Raw genomic sequence first — 22668 nt, forward strand, 5'->3', positions numbered from 1 at the left:
CGGATTGCCCGTGTGAAAGTAGGTAATCGTCAGGCTCCCTTTACGGTCAGAGTTAGCGCTTTAGCGGTTACTCTGAGCCAATGCAGAGCAAGTAGTACCCAAACCCCCGACAGCCCCGCGCTCTCGGGGGTTTGTGCTTTTACGCGCCGAAAAATTTCCATTCCGGCGCACGAGCTGCGTTACTGTGTTTGCGAGCCGGCAGCCAATTGCCACCGCAATACCGGATGAGTCGCACCGGCCGGCATCACCCACGCACCGTTTGCGCTGAAGTCCCAGCCTACGTAACTGGCGGCATTGCTCATTTGCGCCGTCGTCAAACCATTGCTCGCGGGCGCGCCGCCGCCGTTATTCACCCCTGTCGTCTGGACGTTCCAATAATTGTCGGCCGTCACCGTACCCGAGTTGGCGGCGGTCAGCGCGGCAAGGCTCGGGGCAGTCATCCAGTCACCCGTGACCGCGCCCGTGACGAACGACTGGCTAATCGTCCCCGAGTTATAGGCAACGAGCCCGCCCGGCATCGAGGGATGATCGATACCCTGAACCCAGCCTGTCGAATAGCATTGCGCGATCTTGCCGCCATTGTCCCCAACGAGCCCGCCTAGGTCGCTCGTCTCTCCCGAGACAGTGACGTTGGCGGCCGAGCGCTCGATCAGCCCCAGGTTCTGCCCTACAAGGCCGCCGAGAATCGAGAAATCCCAAGCGGTGAGCGTGCCGCTCACGAAGACGTTCGCGATGTGGCCTTGATTGATCCCGGCGAGCAGGCCGCCCGGCGACATCGTGTAGACGTAATTGACCGGCGACGATTGGCTGTTCGTGAGGCTCAGATTCCGGACTACGCCCGCATTGCCGATCACGCCGAAGAGCCCGGACGGCAGCGGTGCCGACGCGTAAGGCGCGGGATAGACCGGCATGATCAAGATGTGGTTGATCGTATGGCCCATGCCATCGAACTGCCCGGAAAACGGCGTCGTGGCGTTGCCGATCGGCGTGAAGTGGCCGCCCCCGTCATCGAGATTCTTGCCGAGCGCGTAGTTGCCGGCCAAGTTCTGTGAAACGTTTTGCAGGTCGGTGAACGAGTTCACGAGTTCGTAACCGGTTATCTGCGTGGTCATCCCGCTGCCCTCAGCAGGCGTCCATGCTGCGTTCGCGAGCAGCGTGCCCGGTGTGTACGTCCCGTTCATGTCGTAGAGCGCACTCACCACGCCCGCGCTGTTCGACCAGTCGAGTGTGCTGTTATTGGTGATCTTGCCTTGATTGTCGATGCCGGAGGCATCGGCACGCAGCGTAAGATTGCCCGCGCCCTGATTGCTGATCTTCACGCCTTTGTCGATAGCGATCGATCCATAGGCACCGAGTGTCAGCGCCGCGCTGCCTTTCCAGCCGAGGTTCGTGCCGATCTCGATATTGCCTTGCGTCGTGTTGACGTTGAGCGAGGTGCCTGCGCCGAGGCTGTTCGTCATGGCCGCGCCGATCGGCTGCGTCACGTTCAGGCTTGGCATGGCGAGGTTCCAAGTGCCGGCGTCGACCGTCGCGCCGAACAAGCCGAACAGGCCAGGCGCGAATGCGGACGCGGACGTGTCGACGGTGCCGCCCGTGCCGTCGGCGTTCTTCGCGCTCAACGTTCCTGACATGTGGACGGTGCCCGTATCGGCGACCAGCCAAATGTGGCCGTCGCGTGTCGCAGTACCGGTCGCGCGGATGGCGGAATGATTGCCGCTGAATGCGTAGATGTTGCCGTCGGCCGCTTGCAGGCTGATCTGTGCCGCTTGGAGTGTACCTAGATTGGTGACCGTGCCGCGGCTGCCCGTTTGTACGAAGACTTGGCGGCTCGTGGACGAATCCTGGAGCAGCACGTTCTGACCGGCTGCCAGTTCGACGGAGCCGGCCGGCGCGGAGATATCGCCTAGGTTGAGCACCGCGTTGCGTGCGACGAGAAAGACATCGCCGCCGCTAGAGCCGATCTTACCCAGGTTGACGACATCGGCCGTCGAGGTGCCCGTGAGCGTCAACGGGCCGCCTTGCATGAATGCGGTGTTGTCCGCGTCCAGCGTCGATGCGACGAAGCGACCGCCCGTCGATATGACGCCGCTCGGGCCGACGACGACGCCCTGCGGGTTGATCAGATAGACGCTGCCGGTGGCCGAGAGCGTACCGAGAATCCAGGAGGGGACGCCGCCCGTGACACGGTTGAGCGTGGCGCCGGCGCCGTTGTCGATTTCGACGCGCTTGCCGTTGCCGATCATAAAGCTCGTCCAGTCGATGACACCGCGGCTCGATGTTTGATTGATCGTCAATTGCTGACCGTTGCCGTGGATCGATCCGGTGCCCGCGATGAATTTTCCGCCGCTCGGCAGTAGGCCGCCGGCGTACGCATGGACCGAGGCAAATAGAATGGCGACGGCAAACGGGATGGCGGAAACGGATCTCGCTTTACTTAATGCGCTCGATGCGCTTGATTCGGAATTTGTCGGTTTCATGGCCTCGCTCTGAGTGGTTTTGCCGCCAGCGTTGTCCGACAGCGGCGCGGTCCGGCGCGGGCGACGGGTTGCATGTTGTAGATGGACAAACCGATGAAGCGCCGACCGGTAGATTTCGACAGCTGGAGCGGCAAGATCGAATAGGTCAGACGAATCGGTAGTGAGAGTAACGATTGAGCGCCGCAAATGTGGCTGCGCAATCGGACGATCTTTAGTTGTTCGGGGACTTCTTTTTTCATCGCGAAAATAACGCCAGGGCGGCATCAGCCAGCACGATCGCCGTTTCGACATCGCGTATCGCTTAGTACTCCTAATCGACGGCAGTGCGTATTTCTCGGTTTACGCGAGGCGCTGCTGCGAGCCGAGCGCACGATCTTCATCGTCGGCTGGGATATCGACAGCCGCATGCGGCTCGTGCCGGATGGCCCGGACGACGGCCTGCCCGGCGCGTTGGGCGAGTTTTTGCAAACGCTGTCGTCGATGCGGCGACGGTTGCGCATCGATATCTTCGCCTGGGACTTCGCCATGATCATCGCAGCGCGTTCGCTCGGCATGCATCCGATCACTATCCGCTCGTGGCCCGCATCCGCATGCCGGAGGCCCCCTCGCATCGCTAGTGCGTCAGTCCTTCAGTGCTTCGGTGCTTCGCTTCTTCAGTTCGCCGCATCGCGGACTAGCCGCAGACGTGTGATTTCCGACGGTGCGCCGAGCCGCTTGGGCGGTCCCCAATAACCGGTTCCGCGGCTCGTGTAGACCCACAGCGTTCCGAGCTTCGCGAGCCCGGCCGTGAACGGCTGCTGCAGGCGCACGAAGAAATTCCAGGGAAAGAACTGGCCGCCGTGCGTGTGTCCGGACAACTGCAGCGTGTAGCCGGCGTCGGCTGCGACGAGGGCGGTGCGCGGCTGATGCGCGAGCAACAGCTTGATGCGCACGTCGTGAGGTGCATGGGCGAGCGCCGCGGCCGGATCGCTGCGGTGGGCTTCGTCGAAGTGGCCGGCCGTGTAGTCGGTCACGCCCGCGACGATGAACGGTGTGCCCTTGTGCTCGAGCACCACGTGTTCGTTCAGAAGAACGTGCAGCCCCAGACGATCGAACTCGGCAATCCACTGCGCCGCACCCGAGTAGTACTCGTGGTTTCCCGTGACCAGATAGGTGCCGTAGCGGGCCGTCAGGCGGCCGAGCGGCTTCGTATGATCGGACAGCTGCTCGACGCTGCCGTCGACGACGTCGCCGGTCACGGCGATCAGATCGGGCTGGAGACGGTTCACGGCGTCGACGATCGCATCGACATAGCGCGCCTTGATCGTCGGGCCCACATGAATGTCGCTGATCTGAACGATCGTCAGCCCCTCGAGCGCCTCGGGCAGCTCGTCGATCGGAACATCCACGGAGACGACTTTCGCGCGCCGACGCGCATTGACGAAGCCGATCGTCGTCGACAACACGGCAAGCGCGGGCACGGCGACGGCCGAGTCGACTCGCCATTGATCGAGCAATAGCGCGTGGTGCCAAAGGGCATCGACGGTCAGCGCCGACGCGAGCGCGATATCGCGCAGGAACGTGAAGACGAGGAGCGAAGAGAACAGGCCCATCGCGATCAAGCCGATCCAAGCGATGCGGTCGGCGTGCGGCTGACGCTCGAACCGCCGCGCGAGCATCCCGAGCGGGATCAGGCAGCAGGACAGGGCGAGGGCGCAAGCCGCGAGCAGTTTCGCCGGCAAACCGATCGGCAGTTCGGGAATGAGACGAAGGCCGACGTAGACATGCAGCAGCACACCAATGGCGATGGCGCGCGTAAAGAAGGAGGAACGGCGCATAAGCGATAGGGAAAGGTGCCGAATCCGAATCGACGGCAAACCGAGCCGCACGGGCAAGGGCGGCGTCGAGCATTGTACCGGCGTGCGCCTAACGGTGCCGGGTGTTCGTCAGGAGGCCTGCAACATGGGTTAACGGTGGTTTCCCACGCTGTGAAATCGATCTAAGCTACGAATATTCATGATTCGATTCCTATGCGGTTTGGTGTCTTGAAAGGGGAGGAGACGAATGATGAAAGCCGTGAAATTGGCTCATAGGCCGCATCGTCCTCATCATCTCGGCTACGAGGGCAGCCATGTCATGGTGCCGCTCGTCGTGATTTCGCTGATGGCGCTCGCCGTCTACTACGTCGTGCGCCGCGCCGATCTGCTGGAGATCAGCCGAAATGCGTTGTTCGACGTGATGATGGTATTCGTCGCGCTCGGCATCGCGGGACTGTTCGGCGCGGTCGGTGCATGGCTGCGTTCGGACGGCGACGGCAAGAACGAAGGGTTTTGCTTCGTCGGCGCGTTGATCGGGGCGATTGTGTTTTATATCGCGCTGCTTACATAAAAGGGGCGGCGCCTCCGGGCGGACCGGCGCCGGCCCGAGCGGGCCGCGCGTGCATCGTCGGTACGCGGCGGCCTTCGAGTATGCGCTTGCCATAGGCTCGCTATGCCCTCGTCAGGCGATGCGAGCGGCCTCGTCGAACGAGAGGCGCGGGTTGCGCGGGTGCAGCTTCGACGCATCGCCGTATCCGAGGTTGATCAGGAAGTTCGATTTGATCGTCGTCCCCGCGAAAAAGGCTTCGTCCACTTTGGCCGCGTCGAAACCGGACATCGGGCCGGCATCGAGGCCGAGCGCGCGCGCCGCCATGATCAGATAAGCCCCTTGCAACGAGGAATTGCGGAACGCGGTGGCGCGGATCGAGTCATCGTTGCCCACGAACCAGCTGCGCGCGTCGGTGTGAGGAAACAGCCTGGGCAGATGGTCGTAGAACGCCATGTCCATGCCGACGATGACCGTGACGGGGGCGGCCATCGTTTTGTCGAGATTGCCGGCCGAAAGCGCCGGTTTCAATTGCTCCTTGGCTTCGGCCGTTTTGACGAAGACGAAGCGGGCGGGGCTGCAGTTCGCCGACGTCGGGCCCATGGCGGCCAGCGAGTAGATTTGCTGAACGAGCGCATCGTCCACCGGCTTGGGCAGCCAGGCGTTGTGCGTGCGTGCTTCGCGGAACAACTGATCGAGAGCTGCGTCGGAAAGTGGCATGATCGACAAGGGTAGCGGCGCGCGGCCTAGGGTTTAAAGGGTTCAATGATAACGATGGCGCGGTCTGTTTGCAGCAACCGGCCATCGACACGGCGGCGAACGAGCCGGCAAGATTTCGAATGACACGGCTTTTTCTTCGCGCGATCTTATGTCGCGTGAAAACTATGGGCCGGCTGGGCCGGCTTTTCGGCCGGTAAGGTATTGGTGGATGATCGATGACATGTTTGGCGGCGTACCGCAGGTCGATGCCGACTGGTACCCGCATTGGTTGTCGCCCGAGGAGGCGGCACTCGCGTTTGCCTCGCTGATCGACGAAGTGCCATGGAAGCAGGATCGGATCGGCACGCCGGGCGGCGTCAAGCCGTTGCCGCGTCTCACCGCCTGGCAGGGCGATCCGGGAGCGGTCTATATCTATTCGGGAATCCGCAACGAGCCGCTGGCATGGACCCCGACCGTCCAAGCTCTGCGGTCGCTGGCGGAGACGACGTGCAAGACGCGCTTCAACAGCGTCTTGCTGAACCGGTACCGCAGTGGAGAGGACAGCATGGGCTGGCATGCCGACCGCGAGCGCGAACTCGGCAAGGAACCCGTGATCGCGTCGGTCAGTCTTGGCGTCGCGCGGCGGTTCGACCTTCGGCACAACGAAACGGGACAGCAGCGGGCATTCGAACTGACGAGCGGCAGCCTGCTCGTGATGCGCGGACGCACGCAGCGCGAATGGCGGCATCGCGTCGCGAAAGCACCGGGGCTCATGGGCGAGCGGATCAATCTGACGTTCCGATTCGTGACGGCGCGCGAGGACGTGTGACATCACGTCGGGAATTGCTCAGTTCTACTGATTGAAATCGCCGGCTCGGCGTATCTTTTGCGCTAAAAATCTTATAAGAAATTTATGCGCATAAAGCTTCGAGTTACCTATCTGTCCCTTATTGCAGGGAATATGGCCGAAGGTGCCGATACTCTCTCGTTATGACGGCTTTCGCTGCCTCTATGCTGACAACAGGGTCGCCGGCGGGCGCGCGGCGCGCGACTGCGTAGATGGGCGATACCTTTTTGACGATCGATGGCGATACCGAAGGAACGACAGCCGATGAAGACTTCCCTCTTAGCAACCGCAGCGTTGATCGCTTTGTCGACGACGGCGTTCGCTCAGCGGCCGTCGGTCTATCCGCTGCGCAGTCAAACTGGGGCGGCCCAAGGCGTCGACAACGCTTATTGCTATTGGCAGGCGAAGCAGCAAACGGGTGTCGACATGGCGCGTCAGCCTCAGCGCCCGGTGCGCACTACGCCGCTTCGATTTGCTTCCGCCGCCGACGCGGGCGCCGGCGCCAGCGAACCGCCGTTGCCGGGGCCGCGTGGTACGCCGGGCGGCTTGCCGGGCGCGGCAAATCCGGGATCGCCCGCGGCTGGGACGGGCAGCACGTCCGCGGCAAGTCATGCCCCGCCGGGTGCCGCGGTTTCGAGCGCATCGGCGTCGGCGAGCAGCGGCGCGGCGCAAGCGGCCGCACCGGTTTCGGGCACGGCCTCCGCTTCCTCCCGCATGGCGTCCGCTTCCTCGGGCGCTGCGTCGGGGGCTACGCCGAATCTGCCGCCGTTGCCGCCGCCCGAGCCGCCGATGACGACCTATTGGCAGGCCTATGGGGACTGTATGCAAAGCCGCGGCTACGGCGTCCAATGACACAGCGCGCTTCGAACGCGCCCACCTCCTGCCCCCATTAGCCGACCCGGCCGCGGCGTTCGATTGCCTTGCAATCGACCCGTCGCGGCCTAGACTTTATGTCTCGGCGAACATCTTGGGGGAAATGGGAGATGCGTTTGACTATTTTGATTAACGGTTCCGATCCCACCGTCAATCATGACTACGCCGTGCTTTGGCTCGATACGGATGAGCACGTATGGTCCAGAGAGTCGCATGACGGGATCGACCTCCCGCCCTGGGGGGAGTTGCGTGACGAGGGCGGTGTCACGAACCTGTGCGCACCGACGGCCGAACAACCGCTTTGCACGCTGCGCGGCTTGCACGTCGAACGGGATTGCCCGACGGCGGCGCAGGGCGGGGCGCAATGGTCGTCCGGTCGGATGGGGCACGCCCACGGTGTGTGGCGCCTGCAAGCCGTCGAAAAGATGGCGGTCCGGCCCGAGAACAGCGTCTTTAGGCGATAGAACCGCCAATCAGGCCGCTGTGCCCGCAAGAAAAGTCTTACCGTTCGTTACGAACACCCCGGAGCGAATTTCGATTAGGTATAGTCGGCCTTGGCTATCTCGAGGCCAACCCTCCTAGGCCCGTTCGGCTCTTGCCGACGGGCCGTCTTTTTGTCCCGCTCCCCATCCCGCCGTTGCTTCTCCACCGCCCCGTCCGGAACCGGAGGGTTGCGCACGACCGGTTGCGGATCGACTCCCGCAGCGCTCATCCCTCTATAAAACGCACGCCGCGTGCCTCGCGTTCGTGACGGCCATGTGAAAAACGTTGTTCTTTCGCAACTCCAAAACCGCCAAACGGCCAAGTTTCGGTCATCCCGCCCGCGTCTGCCATTGCCCCATAAATCCGTTCAAAAACAATGATCTAGGGGTTTGTACCAAATTGATTATTTCTTTTTGAGCAAGAACGTGTTGTGCCGTCCACGTATACCCTACCTAGGGTCGACACGTAGACTCGCCCCTCATCGGACGGGTCAATCGTTTTGACTGCCTAGCTGCTTCGGAAGCGGCGTCGAAGGTCAATCCGTCTAATTCCGAAGTCTGGCAGCAAGCCAGTTTTATAAAAGGGATTTCTCCAATGAAAAAAACCCTGGTTGTCGCAGCGGTTTCCGCCTCTTTCGCAGTCGCAGCACACGCTCAAAGCAGCGTCACGCTCTATGGCGTGGTCGATGCGGGTCTCACGTACACCAGCAACGTTGGCGGCAAGGCCAACTGGCAACAAACGTCGGGCGGCATCGATCAAAGCCGCTTCGGCCTGAAGGGTTCGGAAGATCTCGGTAACGGTCTGAAGGCTATCTTCAACCTGGAAAGCGGCTTCAACATCAACAGCGGCCGTTTCGCGAACAACGGCAGCGAGTTCAACCGCCAATCGTACGTCGGCCTGTCGAGCAACTACGGCACCGTCACGCTCGGCCGCCAATATGACGCCGAACAAGACTACCTGGCTCCGTTGAGCGCAACGGGCAGCTGGGGCGGCACGTCGTTCGCTCACGTCGGCAACTTCGACAACCTGAGCACGAACACGGGCTTCGCGGTCAACAACTCGATCAAGTTCTCGAGCGCCGACTACGCTGGCTTCACGTTCGGCGGCACGTACGGCTTCTCGAACCAAGCCGGCGCCTACGCGAACAACCGCGAATACAGCCTCGGCGCCGCGTATCAGCTCCAAGGCCTGCGCGTGGCAGCTGCTTACGTCCAGCAAAACAACCCGCTCGCCGGCAATAGCGGCGCAACCGACGGTTCGTACCTCGGTGCGGGCGCGAACGGTGTCGCCGCGGCGGTGAACGGCGCGGGCACGACGATCGGCAACTTCCGTCAGCGTACGTTCGGCGCGGGTGCGAGCTATGCATTCGGCCCGGCGCAAGTCGGCGCGGTGTGGACGCAAGCGCGTCTCGACAACGCGCAAGCGGCGGCGAATATTCGTGCCGACAACTACGAAGTCAACGCGAAGTACAACCTGACGCCGGCTCTGGGTCTGGGCGCTGCATACACGTTCACGGACCAGCGCGGTTCGGTGCTGGGCGCGAACGTCGGTGCTCGCTTCCACCAAGTCGGCGTGCAAGCCGATTACTTCCTGTCCAAGCGCACGGACGTCTACGCTCAAGCGGTGTACCAGCACTCGAGCTCGGCCGGCGCGGCAGCGATCTACAACGGCTCGTTCGGCGGTGTGTCCTCGTCGGACAACCAAACGGCCGCCACGGTTGGCCTGCGTCACCGCTTCTAAGCCGGCGCTATCGGTCTAGTCGCACTCATGGCGCTGCGGCCGCGGCGCCATGGATTGCCGACGCCCCCACGTTTTCCGGAACGTGGGGGTTTTTATTTGCGTTCGAGATCTTCGAACGCGTTTGCCCCGCCTTGCCAAGCTTCTCCCTACTCGCGAACGGGCCAAACCGCGCCGCATCGGGGTTCTCCCTATACTTGCTCTGAGCCAGCGTGCCGCGCGCCTGGCGGTGCCGTGCACGTTCGATGCACCGGCTTCAGCAAGGCCATCGACATCATCGAGGTAGCGATCATGAGTGAAGCAGTGGCGCCGGCGAAAGACGAGGTGCTGCGCACCGACGTTCTCATCATCGGTGCGGGACCGGTTGGGCTTTTTGCGGCGTTCGAGGCGGGCGTCATCGGCTTGTCGTGTCATATCGTCGATGCGCTCGAGCAAGTCGGCGGTCAATGCATCGAGCTGTATCCCGACAAGCCGATATTCGATATTCCGGCCGTCCCGGTCTGTACCGCGCGGCAACTGATCGACCGCCTCATGGAGCAGTGCAAGCCGTTTGCACCGCAGATTCATCTCGGCGAGCGTGTCATGCGCGTCGAGCGGATCGAAGAGGCGCATCGCTGGAAGGTGACGACCGACCGCGGTCTGGTGTTCGACACTGCCGCGGTGCTGCTGTCCGCGGGCAACGGCGCCTTCGTGCCGCAACGTGTGGGGCTGCCCGAAGCGCAGGCGCTCGAAGGGCGGAGCGTGCACTATGCCGTGCGCCAGCGCGCGATGTTCGCCGATCGGCGCATCGTCGTCGCGGGCGGCGGCGATTCGGCGCTCGACTGGGCGCTTGCGCTGCGCGATCAGGCCAAGCGCGTCACGCTCGTGCACCGGCGCAATGCGTTTCGCGCGGCCGACGCCACGGTGCAGGAGATGCAGCGGGCGGTGGCCGCCGGCCAGATGGATCTCGTCATCGGTACGATCGCCACGCTGAACGCCGCGGACGGCGCGCTGCAATCGATCGATATCAAGACGCTCGGCGGCGACACGACGATCGAAGCGGATCATCTGGTCGCGCTATACGGTCTCGTCGCGGATTTGGGGCCGATCGCGGGGTGGGGGCTCGACGTTCGCGCGGGACGCGTCGCCGTCGATACTTCGTACTACGAAACGTCGGTGCCGGGGATTTTCGGGGTCGGCGACATCGCGACCTATCCGAACAAGCAAAAGCTGATCTTGTCGGGCTTTCACGAGGCATCGCTCGCATTGCGCAAGGCCTATGGCTACGCCTTCCCCGACAAGAAGCGCGTGCACGTGCATTCGAGCTACGACGCCGCTTTGTCAGAACGCATCCTCGGCACGTCAGTCACTTGAATGCGACCGGCGACCGGCGACCGGCGACCGGCGACCGGCGACCGGCGACCGGCGACCGGCGACCGGCGACCGGGTCCGTCCGCCCGTGCTTGCCGGGCAGTCATGCGGGTTGCCGCAGTGGGCGCGCTTAGTTGGGATGGGTACAATGATCGGCTTTGCCCGGGCAATCATGAGTTGACCGGGCGCCTCATCGATACATCGTTCCCACCAGGAGAGGAGGTTTGTTTTGACGCGTCCCAACGAGCACGCCGGCTTACAGCGCGGGCTGAAAAATCGCCACATCCAACTGATCGCGCTCGGCGGCGCGATCGGCACCGGTCTCTTTCTGGGATCGGCCAGCGTACTGAAAGCGGCCGGCCCTTCGATGATCCTCGGCTATGCGATCGGCGGATTCATCGCCTTCCTGATCATGCGCCAGCTCGGCGAGATGGTGGCGCAAGAACCGGTGGCCGGTTCGTTCAGTCACTTCGCATACAAATACTGGGGCGATTTCGCGGGCTTCTTGTCGGGCTGGAATTACTGGGTGCTCTACGTACTCGTCAGCATGGCCGAACTCACGGCCGTCGGCACCTATGTCCATTACTGGTGGCCCGGCGTCCCCACATGGGTTTCGGCGCTGGTCTGCTTCGTCGCCATCAACGCGGTGAACCTGGCTAACGTCAAGGCCTACGGGGAAACCGAATTCTGGTTCGCGATCATCAAGGTCGTGGCCGTGATCGGCATGATCGTCTTCGGCGCCTATCTGCTCGAGAGCGGGCACGGCGGCCCGGAAGCGTCGATCTCCAATCTCTGGCGCTATGGCGGATTCTTTCCGCACGGCTTTCGCGGGCTGTTCATGACGCTCGCCGTCATCATGTTTTCGTTCGGCGGGCTCGAACTCATCGGGATCACGGCGGCCGAAGCCGACGATCCGGGCCGCACGATTCCGAAAGCGGTCAATCAAGTGCTCTATCGCATTTTGATTTTCTATATCGGCTCGCTCGTCGTGCTGCTCGCGCTGCACCCCTGGAACGAAGTCGCGCAAGGCGGCAGCCCGTTCGTCATGATCTTTTCGCAGATTGGAGCGGGGCTCACGGCCAATGTGCTCAATGTGGTCGTGCTGACCGCGGCGCTGTCCGTCTACAACAGCTCGGTGTATGCGAACAGCCGGATGCTCTATGGTCTGGCCGAGCAGGGCAACGCGCCGCGCGCGCTGCTCAAGGTCGATCGTCGCGGCGTGCCTTACGTCGCCATCGGGTTGTCCGCCGTTGCGACGTTCGCCTGCGTCATCATCGACTATCTGATTCCGGCGCGTGCGCTCGACATCTTGATGTCGCTCGTCGTCGCCGCGCTCGTCATCAATTGGGCGCTCATCAGCCTCACGCATCTGAAGGCACGCAAGGCGATGGTGGCAGCGGGTCAGCAACTCGTGTTCAAGTCGATCGCCTTTCCGGTCGCCAATTGGATTTGCCTGGCGTTCATGGCGATGGTCCTCGGGATTCTCGCGTTCACGCCGGGCCTATCCGTTGCCGTTTGGCTCGTTCCCGTCTGGCTCGTCGTCATGTGGCTCGGCCACGCGGCGAAGCGGCGTTCGAATGCGGCCGTGCCGGTCGGGGCCGGCGGCCGATAACCTTGCATGGTATGCGGTGCGGCAGCCTCGCGCGGCGCCCGACTACATCATGCAGCCGCGGCGGCCGCTCTCGCGTCGCGGCTTCGACGGCATCGGCGAAGCGCTGCAGCGCAGTGAGGGAACCCGCGACGCTGTGGTAGGTGACGGTGCCGATGCGCGCATCGAGCAGCACTTGCAGGCCGGCTTCTCGAGCCAGCTCGATGATGTCCATGTCACGCCTCCCCGTTAGGCGCTGGCGCAAGGCGTGGCGTTGCGAAACCGGCTGAATCTCTCGTCGTAATTTGTTGTGCGCGGCACGCGCCGACAGCGCGCGCAATCGCATTCGTGCCGAGTATTCAGCCGGCATCCCCGCTCGCTCTTTCTCGTTTTGTGCAGGCGCCATTGACGTACACGATTATGAGTTCACGTTGAAACGGCCGATTGCATTCCTGCCGTTTTACGTGAATTCATTGTCGTGTCCCCGTCACGCCGCGAATGTGCGCGGGCGTACCGCCCGCCGCTAATCGTCGAACTTTTGTCATTCGCGAAGGCGTGCACCGCTCCCCGCAGGCGCTGTTCGAGCGCCGCGCTCCCCCGTGTCAACCTGTCGCCTATTGGTATGATGAATAATAGGCGATGGCGCGCGCGGGCGACAGCGTGGAAATTACCTAGGGGGCCGAACGTAGGGGAGGGAGAAGGGAGCGGGGATAGGGAAACGTCCTATGACATTTCCCCACGAAGCGTGCGGGTGGGAGGGAGGGGGCGAGCATGGATCGAATGCTCGCCCTGCACGTTTCGATCTAGACGAACGAGCCGCGAAGCCTTAGCTGCGACGCTTCGCGGAACGCCAACTCAATCGACGGAAGCGCTCTCTCTTCTGCTCTTCCTCGAAGTGCATGCGCGAGGGCTTGACGAGGTCGCTTCGCGAGACGAGACCTTCGAGCTTCATCGAGTCGTGATCGGTCACGACCGGCACGCGTTCGAGACCATGCACCGCGAGCCGTGCCGCGACGAGCCGGCACGTTTCGCTTGCCAGCGCGACAGTGACCGATTTGGCGGCGAGCGCTTCGCCGATCGTCATGTCGCTGCCTTGCTCGGAGGCCAGCGCAACGAGGGTTTCGCGATCGGCGACGCCGACGAGACGCTCGCCCTTCACCACCGGGTAAGCGCGGTGCGTTTGACTCGGGCCGAAGAACGACAAGAGCGCTTCGCCCACGGACAGTGCCGCATCGATGGTGCGTACCGTGCGCGTCATCACTTCATCGACGTGATGGCGCTCGAGCGGATCGACGCCGTACTCGCGATAGATGTGATAACCGCGCCGCGCAATCTTCTCGGTCATGATCGAACGCCGCATGACCACCGTCGTGAAGCCGTGCGCGACGAGTGTCGCAGTGAGCAGCGGCAGCAGCGCGTTCGCATCGTGCGTGAGGCCGAATGCGAAGACGATTGCCGTCAGCGGCGCGCCGAGCGTGGCGCCGAGCGTGGCCGACATGGCGACGAGCGGCCACAATCCCGCCTCGTGGCCCGGCAGGATGGGGCCCATGACGATGCCGAGGCCGGCGCCGAGCATGAGCAGCGGGGCGAGCACGCCGCCCGAGGTGCCGGAGCCGAGCGCGATGACCCAGATGATCGCCTTCACGACGAGAATCGAAACGGCGATCTTCACTGCAAGCTGTTGATGGAGCAAATCGCCGATGACGTCGTAGCCGACGCCGAGGGCACGCGGCTCGATCAGGCCGCCGAGGCCGATGACGAGGCCGCCGATGGCGGGCCACCACATCCAGTGCACCGGCAGCTTCGCGAACAGGTCTTCCGTCGCGTAGAGCGCCACCGACAACCCCGACGCGAGCGCGCCGCTCGCGATGCCGAGGATCAAGCACGAGATCAGCGAGATCGTGCCCGGGGGCGCGGTCTCGAGCGGAAACAGCGGGCCGACGCCGAACCATTGCGCACGCATGAACCCGGCCACGGCGCAAGCGAGCGCGACGGGCAGGAAGCTACGCGGGCGCCATTCGAACAGCAGCAGTTCGACCGCGAGCAGCACCGCCGCGACAGGCGTGCCGAACACGGCCGTCATACCGGCGGCCGCGCCGGCCACGAGCAGCGTCTTGCGCTCGGCGGCCGTGACTTTCACGCATTGCGCGAGCAGCGAGCCCAGCGCGCCGCCCGTCATGATGATCGGACCTTCCGCGCCGAACGGCCCGCCGCTGCCGATCACGACGCCGGACGAGAGCGGCTTGAGGATGGCGACCTTCGGCGACATGCGGCTTTTGCCGAACAGAATCGCTTCGATGGCTTCGGGAATGCCGTGGCCGCGGATCTTGTCCGAGCCGAAGCGCGCGATCAAGCCGACGATGACCCCGCCGAGCGCGGGGATGAGGATCACCCAAGCGCCGAGCTTGTTATCGGCCGGCGAGTGATTCACGAACGAGAACGTGCCGAAGAAGAACAGGTTCGTGAACATGTAGATCAGCTTGAGCAGCACGATGGCTGCGATCGTGCTGAGTACGCCGATGACGGCAGCGAGTGCGCAGATGCCGGGTAATCGCGCGTTCGCGGAGAAGTCCCGTTTGTTTGGGTCGAGGTGGTCGCTCATAGAATTACCTAAGTCACAAATCAATTTGCGGCACGCTGAAGGCACCTTGGAGCGAGATCAACTCCGCGCGGTGCAACGCCGCCAGTTTTGCCAATACCGTTTCGCCTGCTTTTTGCAGATGGACTTCCACCTGCCGCCTGTCCGTTTCGCTGACCTTGCGCTTCACGAGATCGAGCGCCTCGCAGCGCGACACCAAGGCGACGACGCCGTGGTGCTGCGCCTGCAAGCGCTCAGCCAACTCGCCGATCGTGGCCCAGCAGCGGCCGGGATAACCCTTCACGTGCAGCAGCAGCAGGTATTGCAGCGGCGTGATGCCTTCCTCTTGCGCGGCGCGCTCGGAAAATCGTTCGAAGCGCCGCATCTGGTAGCGGAACTCCGAGAGTTGCTCGAAATCGGTCTTGGCGAGCGCGCTGTCGTCGGATGGTTTCATCGGGATCGATGGGCAAGAAGTGCGAAGCCCGAAATAATATCACGTTGTGATATAAATGGTCTACGCAATCTTCAGCTGGCGCGTCTGCGTTTGCCGATGCAGGCCACCGATCAAATCCGTTTGGGTGATCATGCCGATCAGCCGGCGCGCGTTGTCCACCACGGGAAGGTGGTGGTGTCCGTAATGCGCGAATACCGGAATGAGTTCGGCGACGGGCAAGTTCAGATCGACCGTGCGCACGTTCGGCGTCATCAAGTCGTCGACGCGATACGCTTCGCGCGCGTTGCGTTTGAGCGACCAGCGCTTGCGCGGGCCGGTCAAGCGCAATCCGAAGGCCGTGCGTCCGACGAAGTCGGTGCGCGTGACGATCCCGACCACGCGTTTCGTTTCGTCGACGACGGGCAGCGCTTTGATGTGATGGCGCTCGAGCAGTCGCCAAGCGGCGGCGGCCGACATGTCGGCCGACACGCTGACGGCGTCGCGCGACATGATGCCGCCACACGTCAATTCGCTGAAGCTGCGTGCATACGCGAGCAATTGCGCTTCGTGCACGACCGATTCGAGGTCGTCCGCGGCGACGGCGAGCATTTCGCCTCGCCCGCGAACGATCGCTTCGAGATCGGCGCGCGTCACACCCGCGACGCCGGGCGTCGTTTGCGCGGCGGGGCGGCTGACGTGCGGATAGCGATGGCCGGTAATCGTGTGATAAATGATGGCCGCTGCGAGCAGCACGACCGATTGCAGCGCGACCGGCTCGATGACGAAGCGCAGGCCCAGTGCGTGAATGGCCGGGCCGCCCAGTACGGCCGTCAACGCCACCGCGCCCGAGGGCGGGTGGATACAGCGCAAGGCGAACATGACGCCGATGGCCGCGGAGAGCGCGACCGCCGATGCGACGATCGGATTGCCGATCCACATCGCACTGAGCACGCCGAGCGTCGCGGCGACGAGGTTGCCGCCGACGAACGACCACGGCTGCGCGAGCGGGCTGGCGGGTACGCCGAAGAGCAGCACGGCCGATGCGCCCATCGGCGCGATCAGAAACGGGACGACCGCTTCCGGGCCCAGCAGCCAATGCACCGATGCGCCCATCGCCGCTATGCCGAGCAGTGCACCGAGACAAGCGCGTAAGCGCTCGCGCCACGAGACGGCGATCGGATGCGGGGCAAAGCTGGCGAACCAGCGCAACACGGCTTGGCTAGGCACGGCGATTATTCTTCGGATCAGAGGATGAAAAGAGCGGCGAACGGTCGCACCGTCGCCTTGCGAGCCGGCGATTATATCTCAATGTGATATAAGCGCGCCATCGCAATGAGCGGTACCGTTGTAGCGAAACCGCAAATCTTCGCTATAAGCGTGGAGGAGGCGATGGGGAGCGGGCCGCCGGGGCGCGACCGCAAGGTAGTCGAACGGTTGCCGGTTATAAGCTTATAACCGGGCGATTGAATGGAATATTCGGCGTGGGATTTTAACCGGCCTAATACCGGCCCAATTCCGGCATTCTTCGCGCGTTTGCAACCGGGTTTGCATCCGCGTTTGCAACGTATCGCGCACGAGCGGTTTTCTAGTAGAGGTGGCGAGCGAAACGCAGCGCGAAGCACCGAGCGGCCGCCCGGCGTCTCTCGCTATCTTGCGGTCTATCTTGCGGCCGCTAAGCGGGCGTCGTCGCGGTCAGCAGCCGCTTGATTTCGGGGACGCATGAGCCGCAAACGGTACCGCAGCCGAGGGTCGATTTCAATTCGTCGAGCGCCGCGCCCTTTGCGGCCGCTTGCTCGATCTGCGATTGCGTGACTTGCTTGCAATTGCAGACCACGCGATCTCTTGGCGCGCGAGCGCGCTGAGGGCCGTCGCCGCCGAGCAGCACGATGGCGTGACGCGGGCCCTCCCATGGCGCGCCCGTACGTATTTGGTCGATCAGTGCCGCGGCGGGGCTCGTTTCTCCGGTCAGCAAGAAGCCATCGACGCGTTCCGCATCCCAAGCGACGCGCTGCGCGCGGCCGCGGCGCGCGTCGCGGTATTCGAGCAGATCGTCGCCGCGGGCCAAGCCCAGCGCATCGTGCAAGCGTTCGGTCCAGGGCACGTCGGCATCGATATCGGCCGCCGTGACGACGAGCAGATCGTCGGCTTCGACGCGGATCGACGCGTAGCGCCGTTCGGCAAGCAGCGGCTGCACGGCCGCGCGCAGTGCCAGTACGTCGCCGCGCTTGGCGGCGACGAGCCGCCAGGGCAGCTTCGCCGCTTCGATGCGCACGGCCGCGTGCTTGAGTTCGGGCTGCTTCGAATCGGGGTCGACCGCTCCGATCGTCGCTTCGTTGATGCCGCCGCTGTCGAGGAACTGGCCGCTCCAATGCATCGGCGCGAACACGGTTCCGGGCGGCAAATCCTCGGTCGTCTCGAGCGGCAGCACGAGCCGGCCGCGGCGGCTCGCCACCGTGACGAGGTCGCCGTCCTTCAGGCCACGGCGTGCCGCGTCCTCGCGGCGAATCGACAGCGCGGCTTCGGGCGCGTGGTTGAAGAGGACGCCGGCGCGGCCCGTGCGGCTCATGCCGTGCCATTGATCGCGCAGGCGTCCCGTCAGCAGGCGGAACGGATAGCGCGCATCGGCCGGTTCGGCGACGGGCAAGTAGCGGGTCGCGTGGAAGCGCGCGCGGCCGTCGACGGTGGCGAATAGGCCGTCGGTGTAGCGGCGCGCCGAACCTTTTGCCGCGCCCGATGGAAACGGCCATTGCTGCGGGCCGTCGTTTTCGATCCGCTCATAGGAGAGCCCGCCGATGTCGAGATCGCGGCCGACGGTGAGCGTCCGATGCTCGTCGAAGACGTCTTGCTCCGATGCGAACGGAAACAAGGAGGGGGCGTTGCCGCTCCCGTCGTGGTTCCCATCGCTCTGCTCGTTGCCATGCCTTTGACGGGGGGACAAGCGTGCTTCAAGCCTGCGTGCGACCTCGTTCGCGATCCACCAGTCGGGGCGTGCCTCGCCCGGCGGCTCGACAGCGGCGCGCACGCGCGAAATCCGGCGCTCGGAGTTGGTGACGGTACCCGACTTCTCGCCCCAGCTCGAGGCGGGCAGCAAGACGTCGGCGTAGGGCACGGTGTCGGTCTGCTCGAAGGCCTCTTGCACGACGACGAACTCGGCCGTGCGCAGGGCGCGGCGCACGCGTTCGATGTCGGGCATCGAGTGAACCGGATTCGTGCAGGCGATCCAAATCGCTTTGATCTTTCCCTCGGCGACGGCATCGAACATGTCGACCGCCGGCAGTCCCGGGCGTGCCGACAACTCGCCCGCGCCGACGCCCCACAACGCTTCGACTTGCGCGCGATCCTCGGCGTTGCCGATGTCGCGATGCGCGGCGAGCATCGTCGCCATGCCGCCGACCTCGCGGCCGCCCATGGCATTGGGCTGGCCCGTGAGCGAAAACGGCCCCGCGCCGGGCTTGCCGATTTGGCCGGTGGCGAGATGCAGATTGATGAGGGCGAGATTCTTGTCGGTACCGTGGCTCGACTGGTTCAGGCCCATGCAGTAGAGCGACAGCGCGGCGGGGCTGGCCGCGAACCATTCGGCCGCTTGCAGCAAGTCGGTTTCGGCGATGCCGCAGATTTCCGCCGCCATGCTCGGCGTATCGCCGCGCACCAGCGCCTTGAGGTCGTCGAATCCGTTCGTATGCGCGGCGATGTAGGCCGGATCGATCGATCCCTCCCAGATCATATGGTGCAGCATGCCGTTGAACAGCGCGACGTCGGTGCCCGGCGCGATCGCGAGATGCAGGTCGGCCAGCGCCGCGAGGTCGGTGCGGCGCGGATCGACGACGATCCATTTGATCGAGGGATCCTTCGCCTTTGCTTCCTCCAAGCGCCGGAACAGCACCGGATGGGCGTAGGGCATGTTGCTGCCCGCGAAGAGGACGGTGTGCGCGAGTTCGATATCCTCGTAGCATGTCGGAGGACCGTCGGCGCCCAGCGACTTCTTGTACGCGGTCACCGCGCTCGACATGCACAGGCGCGAGTTCGTGTCGATGTTGTTGGTGCGGACCAGCCCCTTCGCCAGCTTGTTGAAGACGTAGTAGTCCTCGGTCAGGAGCTGCCCGGAAATATAGAACGCGACGGCGTCGGGACCGTCGCGCTCGATTACGTCGGCAAAACGCGCCGCGACGTAATCGAGTGCGTCGGGCCACTCGGCCGGCTCGCGCGCGGACTCGCGCGTGAGTCGAACTTCGGGATGCAAGGCTCGGCCGGCATGGCCCGCCATCGTCAAGGGCAGCGAGCGGCCCTTCGTGCAGAGCCTGCCGAAGTTGGAGGGATGATCGGGATCGCCTTCAATGCCCGTCACGCGGCCGTCCTCGGCTTCGATGAGCACGCCGCAGCCCACGCCGCAGTAGCAACACGTAGAACGCGTGACGGTCTTCATGACGACGCAGCCTCCGTCATGCGAGGTTGACGAACACGGCTTCGCCTTCGACCTTCACGGCAAAGCGCATCGTGCAGCCATCGTCGGGCGCGCAGGCTTCGCCCGTTTCGAGGGCGATGTTCCAGCTATGAAGCGGGCACGTCACCGTCTTGCCGTGAACGATGCCCTGCGAGAGGGCGCCGCCCTTGTGCGGGCAGCGGTCGTGCAGCGCGAAGACCTGATCGTCGGCAGTCCTGAACAAGGCGACGTCGCCGTCGTCGCGCTTGACGACGCGGCTGCCCAGTCGCGGGATGTCGGAGACGCTGCAAACGTGCGTCCACGTGGAGGCGGGGGAAATCGTCATATCCATCTGTTCGGTAACCTCAAGCGATGACTTTGAGCGGGATGTATTCGCGCTCGTGCTGGCCGCCGACGCGGGCCTTCCACGGATCGGGCAGGCCTTCGAGCGAGTAGAGCAGGCGTTCGTAGAGCGCGCGGCGACTGGCGGCGTCCTCGACGATCTTGCGTTTGACGTAGTCGAGCCCCACGCGATCGATGTAGTGGACGGTGCGGTCGAGGTAGTGCGCTTCCTCTCGGTACAGCTGCAGGAACGCGGCCGTGTATTCCTTCACTTCCTCGGCCGTCTTGACCTTCACCAGGAATTGCGCGACTTCCGTCTTGATCCCGCCGTTGCCGCCGACGTAAAGCTCCCAGCCGCTATCGACCGCGATCACGCCGACGTCCTTGATCCCGGCCTCGGCGCAATTGCGCGGGCAGCCGGAGACGGCGAGCTTGACCTTGTGCGGCGACCACATGTTCGCGAGCATCGTCTCGAGATCGATGCCCATTTGCGTGCTGTTCTGCGTCCCGAAGCGGCAGAACTCGCTGCCGACGCACGTCTTCACCGTGCGGATCGACTTGCCGTAGGCATGGCCCGACTGCATGCCGAGGTCCTTCCATACGTTGACCAGGTCTTCCTTCTTCACCCCGAGCAAATCGATCCGCTGCCCGCCCGTGACCTTGACCATCGGAATCTGGTACTTGTCGGCGACATCGGCGATGCGGCGCAGCTCGTCGGGGGTCGTCACGCCGCCCTTCATCTGCGGCACGACGGAGAACGTGTTGTCCTTCTGAATGTTCGCGTGCACGCGTTCGTTGACGAAGCGGCTTTGCGGATCGTCCACGGCGTCGCGCGGCCACGTCGATACGAGGTAGTAGTTGATGGCGGGGCGGCACGTGGCGCATCCGTTCGGCGTGCGCCATTCGAGGAAATCGTAGACGGCGCGATGCGTGAGCAGCTTGTGCTCGCGCACGGCTTTGCGCACTTCGTCGTGCGTGCGGTCGGTGCAGCCGCAGATCGCCTTCATCTTCGGCGTTTCTTGGAAGCTCGTGCCGACCGTGCTCATCAAGATCTGTTCGACGAGGCCGGAGCACGAACCGCAGGAACTCGCGGCCTTGGTGTGCTTCTTGACTTCGTCGAGCGTGAAGAGCCCTTTTTCGGTGATGGCTTTGACGATCGTGCCTTTGCAGACGCCGTTGCAGCCGCAGACTTCGTCGGAATCCGCGAGCGAAGCCGCGCGGTTGTGGCCTTGCACGCCCACGTCGCCGATGCTCGATTCGCCGAACATCAGACGATCGCGCAGCTCGCCGAGCTTGCGGCCCTCGCGCAGCAGCTTGAAATACCAGGCGCCGTCGGCCGTGTCGCCGTACAGGCAAGCCCCGACCAAACGATCGTCTTCGATGACGAGCTTCTTGTAGACCCCGCTCGCGGGATCCGACAGCACGATCTGTTCGGTGTTTTCGCCGCCGACGAAATCGCCCGCCGAGAACAGATCGATGCCGGTGACCTTGAGCTTGGTCGACAGCACCGAGCCCTTGTAGCTGCCGATACCCATCAATGCCAGATGATTCGCGCAGACCTTGGCTTGTTCGAACAGCGGCGCGACGAGGCCATACGCGACGCCGCGATGGCTGACGCACTCGCCCACCGCATAGACGCGCGGATCGTAGGTCTGCAGCGTGTCGTTCACGACGATGCCGCGATCGCAGTGCAGCCCGGCCCCTTCGGCCAGCGTGGTGTTCGGGCGAATGCCGGCGGCCATGACCACGAGGTCCGTTTCGATCTCGCTGCCGTCCTTGAAGCGCACGCCCGCGACTTCGCCGGCCTCGTTGCCGACGATTTCGGTGGTCGCCTTGGACAGCATGAACTGCAAGCCGCGCGCTTCGAGCGAGCGCTGCAGCAACCGTCCTGCATTTTCGTCGAGTTGCCGCTCGAGCAGCGTCGACGCCAAATGCACGACGGTCACGTCCATGCCGCGCAGCTTCAGGCCGTTGGCCGCTTCGAGCCCGAGCAGGCCGCCGCCGATCACGACCGCGCGCCGCTTGACCTCGGCCGCATCGATCATCGCTTGCGTATCGCCGATGTCGCGATAGGTGATCACGCCTTTGAGCTTGGCGCCCGGCACCGGCAGAATGAACGGCTGCGACCCCGTTGCGATCAGCAGACGGTCGTAGGGGGCCTCGATGCCGTCGGCGGTCTTGACGACGCGCTGTTTGCGATCGATATGCGAAACGGTCTTGCCCAGATGAAGGCGTATGCCGTTCTGCTCGTACCATTCGAGCGGATTGAGCACGATGTCGTTGAACGTCTGCTCGCCGGCGAGCACGGGCGAGAGCAGGATCCGGTTGTAGTTCGGATGCGGCTCGGCGCCGAACACCGTGATGTCGTAATGGTTCGGCGCGAGCGCGAGCAGTTCTTCGATCGTGCGGATGCCGGCCATGCCGTTGCCGATAACGACGAGTCGGGGCGCGTTCATCGTGGGGTTACTCCTTGATCCTTGATTCTTGAGCCGTTGAGG

Annotated in this window: 18 protein-coding genes; 8 read left to right on the forward strand and 10 right to left on the reverse strand. The window is 63.9% G+C overall.

Annotated features, from left to right (window positions below; genetic code table 11):
- Window positions 1-179 precede the first annotated feature (179 nt).
- The 3 genes from DWV00_RS32580 to DWV00_RS32590 form a co-directional block, all read right to left on the reverse strand.
- On the reverse strand, window positions 180-2477 hold the full coding sequence (locus DWV00_RS32580) for a two-partner secretion domain-containing protein (RefSeq protein ID WP_115537743.1): 2298 nt from the start codon (window positions 2475-2477) through the stop codon (window positions 180-182).
- 339 nt (window positions 2478-2816) lie between these two features.
- The gene (locus DWV00_RS35170; protein ID WP_425452886.1) at window positions 2817-2945 is read right to left on the reverse strand and encodes a hypothetical protein; all 129 of its coding nucleotides are present in this window, start codon (window positions 2943-2945) and stop codon (window positions 2817-2819) included.
- Window positions 2946-3130: 185 nt separating this feature from the next.
- Window positions 3131-4294: a metallophosphoesterase gene (locus tag DWV00_RS32590; RefSeq protein WP_115537745.1), complete on the reverse strand. Its 1164-nt coding sequence runs from the start codon at window positions 4292-4294 to the stop codon at window positions 3131-3133.
- Window positions 4295-4523: 229 nt separating this feature from the next.
- Here DWV00_RS32590 and DWV00_RS32595 point away from each other — a divergent pair, with 229 nt between their 5' ends.
- Entirely contained in the window at window positions 4524-4844 is a 321-nt protein-coding gene (locus tag DWV00_RS32595; RefSeq protein ID WP_115537777.1) for a hypothetical protein, read from the forward strand.
- 111 nt (window positions 4845-4955) lie between these two features.
- Here DWV00_RS32595 and DWV00_RS32600 read toward each other — a convergent pair whose 3' ends face one another.
- Window positions 4956-5540: a malonic semialdehyde reductase gene (locus tag DWV00_RS32600; protein WP_115537778.1), complete on the reverse strand. Its 585-nt coding sequence runs from the start codon at window positions 5538-5540 to the stop codon at window positions 4956-4958.
- A gap of 208 nt (window positions 5541-5748) precedes the next feature.
- Between DWV00_RS32600 and DWV00_RS32605 the strand changes: the two genes are divergently transcribed.
- From DWV00_RS32605 to DWV00_RS34265, 7 genes are all read left to right on the forward strand, one after another.
- Window positions 5749-6348 (forward strand): alpha-ketoglutarate-dependent dioxygenase AlkB family protein, encoded by a 600-nt coding sequence (locus DWV00_RS32605; protein WP_115537746.1) that lies wholly within the window; start codon window positions 5749-5751, stop codon window positions 6346-6348.
- 282 nt (window positions 6349-6630) lie between these two features.
- Window positions 6631-7218 (forward strand): hypothetical protein, encoded by a 588-nt coding sequence (locus DWV00_RS32610; protein WP_115537747.1) that lies wholly within the window; start codon window positions 6631-6633, stop codon window positions 7216-7218.
- Between the two features lie 131 nt (window positions 7219-7349).
- Window positions 7350-7703: a DUF3564 family protein gene (locus DWV00_RS32615; protein ID WP_115537779.1), complete on the forward strand. Its 354-nt coding sequence runs from the start codon at window positions 7350-7352 to the stop codon at window positions 7701-7703.
- 613 nt (window positions 7704-8316) lie between these two features.
- A complete protein-coding gene (locus DWV00_RS32620; protein WP_115537748.1) occupies window positions 8317-9462 on the forward strand; it encodes a porin in 1146 nt (381 codons plus the stop codon).
- Window positions 9463-9750: 288 nt separating this feature from the next.
- Window positions 9751-10812: an NAD(P)/FAD-dependent oxidoreductase gene (locus tag DWV00_RS32625; RefSeq protein ID WP_115537780.1), complete on the forward strand. Its 1062-nt coding sequence runs from the start codon at window positions 9751-9753 to the stop codon at window positions 10810-10812.
- A gap of 226 nt (window positions 10813-11038) precedes the next feature.
- Entirely contained in the window at window positions 11039-12421 is a 1383-nt protein-coding gene (locus DWV00_RS32630; RefSeq protein WP_115537749.1) for an amino acid permease, read from the forward strand.
- A 16-nt stretch (window positions 12422-12437) separates the two neighbouring features.
- On the forward strand, window positions 12438-12650 hold the full coding sequence (locus tag DWV00_RS34265) for a hypothetical protein (protein WP_181885656.1): 213 nt from the start codon (window positions 12438-12440) through the stop codon (window positions 12648-12650).
- Window positions 12651-13223: 573 nt separating this feature from the next.
- Here the strand turns inward: DWV00_RS34265 and DWV00_RS32640 are convergent.
- The 6 genes from DWV00_RS32640 to nirB form a co-directional block, all read right to left on the reverse strand.
- The gene (locus DWV00_RS32640) at window positions 13224-14999 is read right to left on the reverse strand and encodes a chloride channel protein (RefSeq protein ID WP_115537751.1); all 1776 of its coding nucleotides are present in this window, start codon (window positions 14997-14999) and stop codon (window positions 13224-13226) included.
- A gap of 13 nt (window positions 15000-15012) precedes the next feature.
- On the reverse strand, window positions 15013-15429 hold the full coding sequence (locus DWV00_RS32645; RefSeq protein ID WP_115537752.1) for a MarR family winged helix-turn-helix transcriptional regulator: 417 nt from the start codon (window positions 15427-15429) through the stop codon (window positions 15013-15015).
- 60 nt (window positions 15430-15489) lie between these two features.
- Window positions 15490-16635 (reverse strand): HPP family protein, encoded by a 1146-nt coding sequence (locus DWV00_RS32650; RefSeq protein WP_115537753.1) that lies wholly within the window; start codon window positions 16633-16635, stop codon window positions 15490-15492.
- 445 nt (window positions 16636-17080) lie between these two features.
- Window positions 17081-19831, reverse strand: a complete 2751-nt coding sequence (locus DWV00_RS32655; RefSeq protein WP_115537754.1) for a nitrate reductase — start codon at window positions 19829-19831, stop codon at window positions 17081-17083.
- 16 nt (window positions 19832-19847) lie between these two features.
- Window positions 19848-20174, reverse strand: coding sequence for a nitrite reductase small subunit NirD (gene nirD / locus DWV00_RS32660; RefSeq protein ID WP_115537781.1), 327 nt, complete (start codon window positions 20172-20174; stop codon window positions 19848-19850).
- A 19-nt stretch (window positions 20175-20193) separates the two neighbouring features.
- Window positions 20194-22626 (reverse strand): nitrite reductase large subunit NirB, encoded by a 2433-nt coding sequence (nirB, locus tag DWV00_RS32665; protein WP_115537755.1) that lies wholly within the window; start codon window positions 22624-22626, stop codon window positions 20194-20196.
- Window positions 22627-22668: the final 42 nt, after the last annotated feature.

It is taken from the genome of Trinickia dinghuensis (assembly GCF_003367175.1).
GTDB lineage: Bacteria > Pseudomonadota > Gammaproteobacteria > Burkholderiales > Burkholderiaceae > Trinickia > Trinickia dinghuensis.